Below are 2,714 nucleotides of genomic sequence, written 5' to 3' on the forward strand. Positions count from 1 at the left end.
GCTGCGGCTCGAACAGGAGGCGCGAGGCAAGCGCGTCGGCCTCTGGTCCGATCCGCACGCCGTCGAGCCGTGGAAATGGCGACGCGAGAGCAACAACCGGAGGGACGAAGGTTGAAGGTCGCCCGCATCTACCTGCGCGCCAGTACGGACGAGCAGAATCTTGAACGCCAGGAGAGCCTTGTAGCGGCCACGCGGGCCGCCGGGTACTACGTCGCCGGCATCTACCGCGAGAAGGCGTCCGGCGCACGCGCCGACCGGCCCGAGCTGCTGCGCATGATCGCGGACCTGCAACCTGGTGAAGTCGTCGTTGCGGAGAAGATCGACCGCATCAGCCGCTTGCCGTTGGCCGAGGCCGAGCGCCTGGTTGCGTCGATCCGGGCCAAAGGGGCCAAGCTGGCCGTGCCTGGCGTGGTGGACCTGTCGGAGCTGGCCGCCGAGGCGAACGGAGTGGCGAAAATCGTTCTGGAATCCGTCCAGGACATGCTTTTGAAGCTCGCCTTGCAGATGGCCCGCGACGACTACGAGGATCGGCGCGAGCGTCAACGTCAGGGTGTCCAGTTGGCGAAGGCCGCCGGCCGCTACACCGGCCGCAAACGTGACGCCGGCATGCACGACCGCATCATCACGCTTCGCTCCGGCGGATCGAGCATTGCCAAGACGGCCAAGCTGGTCGGATGCAGCCCGAGCCAGGTCAAACGAGTGTGGGCGGCCTGGAACGCGCAGCAGCAAAAATAAAGCCGGGCAGTGCCCGGCTTTTCTCACCTTTTCGCGTCCCGCAGGGCCGCTGCGAGCGCCCTACCTAGATCCTCGCTTTCCCCCTCGGTGTAGTCCGGCCAGGGCACGAAGGGCGCGGATGCGAACCTGTTGAGCAGGTACGCCTTCGGGCAGCGGTAGACCACCGGCGAGTTCGCCTTTTCATCCCACCGGGCCAGGATCACGTCCGCATCGCAGTGCATGTCCTTCACCTGGTCGCGGAAGAAGCCGAAGGCCACCATGCCGCTATGTTCGCCGAGGAACGCCAGTTGCTTCGCGCTGGCGATCGCGCCGACGCCGCCGGCCAAAACCGACGCCATCACCCAGCCGACGAACCAGAAGCTGGCATGCTTGCGGTTGACCACCGCACGCGCAGCCGCGACCAGGACAACGGCCAAGCTGCCGACCAGGGCCATGACGACCGTGATCCGGCCGTTGTGGAAAGCGATGGGCTTGCCAGCGTCCGCTTGCACGGCGTCGTAAATGCTGGACCCGATGGGCGCGCACATCAGCACGACAGGCAGCAGCACCAGGAACATCGTCCGCGTCCATTGCGCGAGTGCCTTGCGGCGTTCGCCGGCGGCAAGCGCCTCCATCATCGGCGTGAAGCCCAACAGGGCCACCGCAGCCGCCAAGCCGGCAACGATGCCGCAGGCGATTACATACATACATCCTCCCTAATGCGCCTTGCGCACGGTTGTAGTCAGAGTCCGCGGTGGGGTGGCTGCTGAACCCCCAGCCGGAACTGACCCCACAAGGCCCTAGCGTTTGCAATGCACCAGGTCATCATTGACCCAGGCGTGTTCCACCAGGCCGCTGCCTCGCAACTCTTCGCAGGCTTCGCCGACCTGCTCGCGCCACTTCTTCACGCGGGTGGAATCCGATCCGCACATGAGGCGGAAGGTTTCCAGCTTGAGCGGGTACGGCTCCCGGTGCGAGCTGAAATAGTCGAACATCCGTCGGGCCGTCGGCGACAGCTTGCGGTACTTCTCCCATATGAATTTCGTGTAGTGGTCGCCAGCAAACAGCACGACGATTTCCTCGTCGATCAGGACCTGGCAACGGGACGTTTTCTTGCCACGGTCCAGGACGCGGAAGCGGTGCAGCAGCGACACCGATTCCAGGTGCCCAACGCGGTCGGACGTGAAGCCCATCGCCGTCGCCTGTAGGCGCGACAGGCATTCCTCGGCCTTCGTGTAATACCGGCCATTGATCGACCAGCCCAGGTCCTGGCAAAGCTCGTAGAACGTGAAGGTGATCGGCTCGCCGATAGGGGTGCGCTTCGCGTACTCCAACACCTGCTGCCACACCAGTTCGTCATCGTCGGCCCGCAGCTCGACGCCGGTGTAGGTGATCTTCACGTCCTTGTTGACGTGGAAAATGACCTTGTTTTGCAGCGCCTCGCGCGGGATTTTCTTGTTGCGCGTGGTGAACAGGGCAGAGCGGGCCGTGTCGTTTGGCATCGCTCGCATCGTGTCCGGCCACGGCGCAATATCGAACAAGGAAAGCTGCATTTCCTTGATCTGCTGCTTCGTGTGTTTCAGCAACGCGGCCTGCTTGGCCTCGCTGACCTGTTTTGCCAGGTCCTCGCCGGCGGTTTTTCGCTTCTTGGTCGTCATAGTTCCTCGCGTGTCGATGGTCATCGACTTCGCCAAACCTGCCGCCTCCTGTTCGAGACGACGCGAACGCTCCACGGCGGCCGATGGCGCGGGCAGGGCAGGGGGAGCCAGTTGCACGCTGTCGCGCTCGATCTTGGCCGTAGCTTGCTGGACCATCGAGCCGACGGACTGGAAGGTTTCGCGGGGCGCACGCATGACGGTGCGGCTTGCGATGGTTTCGGCATCCTCGGCGGAAAACCCCGCGTCGATCAGTTCTTGCCTGTATGCCTTCCGGTCAAACGTCCGATTCATTCACCCTCCTTGCGGGATTGCCCCGGAATTAATTCCCCGGATCGATCCGTC

Annotated in this window: 3 protein-coding genes; 1 reads left to right on the forward strand and 2 read right to left on the reverse strand. The window is 63.9% G+C overall.

What is annotated here, in order from left to right:
* Positions 1–75: 75 nt before the first annotated feature.
* The gene (locus LB557_RS31375; protein WP_011205802.1) at positions 76–735 is read left to right on the forward strand and encodes a recombinase family protein; all 660 of its coding nucleotides are present in this window, start codon (positions 76–78) and stop codon (positions 733–735) included.
* Positions 736–758: 23 nt separating this feature from the next.
* Here LB557_RS31375 and LB557_RS31380 read toward each other — a convergent pair whose 3' ends face one another.
* Together LB557_RS31380 and trfA are read right to left on the reverse strand one after the other, a co-directional pair.
* Complete coding sequence (locus LB557_RS31380) at positions 759–1,367, reverse strand: hypothetical protein (RefSeq protein WP_224713164.1); 609 nt, start codon at positions 1,365–1,367, stop codon at positions 759–761.
* Positions 1,368–1,514: 147 nt separating this feature from the next.
* A complete protein-coding gene (gene trfA, locus LB557_RS31385) occupies positions 1,515–2,663 on the reverse strand; it encodes a plasmid replication initiator TrfA (RefSeq protein ID WP_001082279.1) in 1,149 nt (382 codons plus the stop codon).
* Positions 2,664–2,714 lie beyond the last annotated feature (51 nt).

Source organism: Mesorhizobium sp. BR115XR7A (genome assembly GCF_020165315.1).
In the GTDB taxonomy this organism is placed as follows: Bacteria; Pseudomonadota; Alphaproteobacteria; order Rhizobiales; family Rhizobiaceae; genus Mesorhizobium; species Mesorhizobium australicum.

Bases quoted from the DNA above. Each gene is read 5' to 3' on its own strand.
- trfA (WP_001082279.1), bottom strand. From the start codon at position 2,663: ATGAATCGGACGTTTGACCGGAAGGCATACAGGCAAGAACTGATCGAC.
- LB557_RS31375 (WP_011205802.1), top strand. From the start codon at position 76: ATGGCGACGCGAGAGCAACAACCGGAGGGACGAAGGTTGAAGGTCGCC.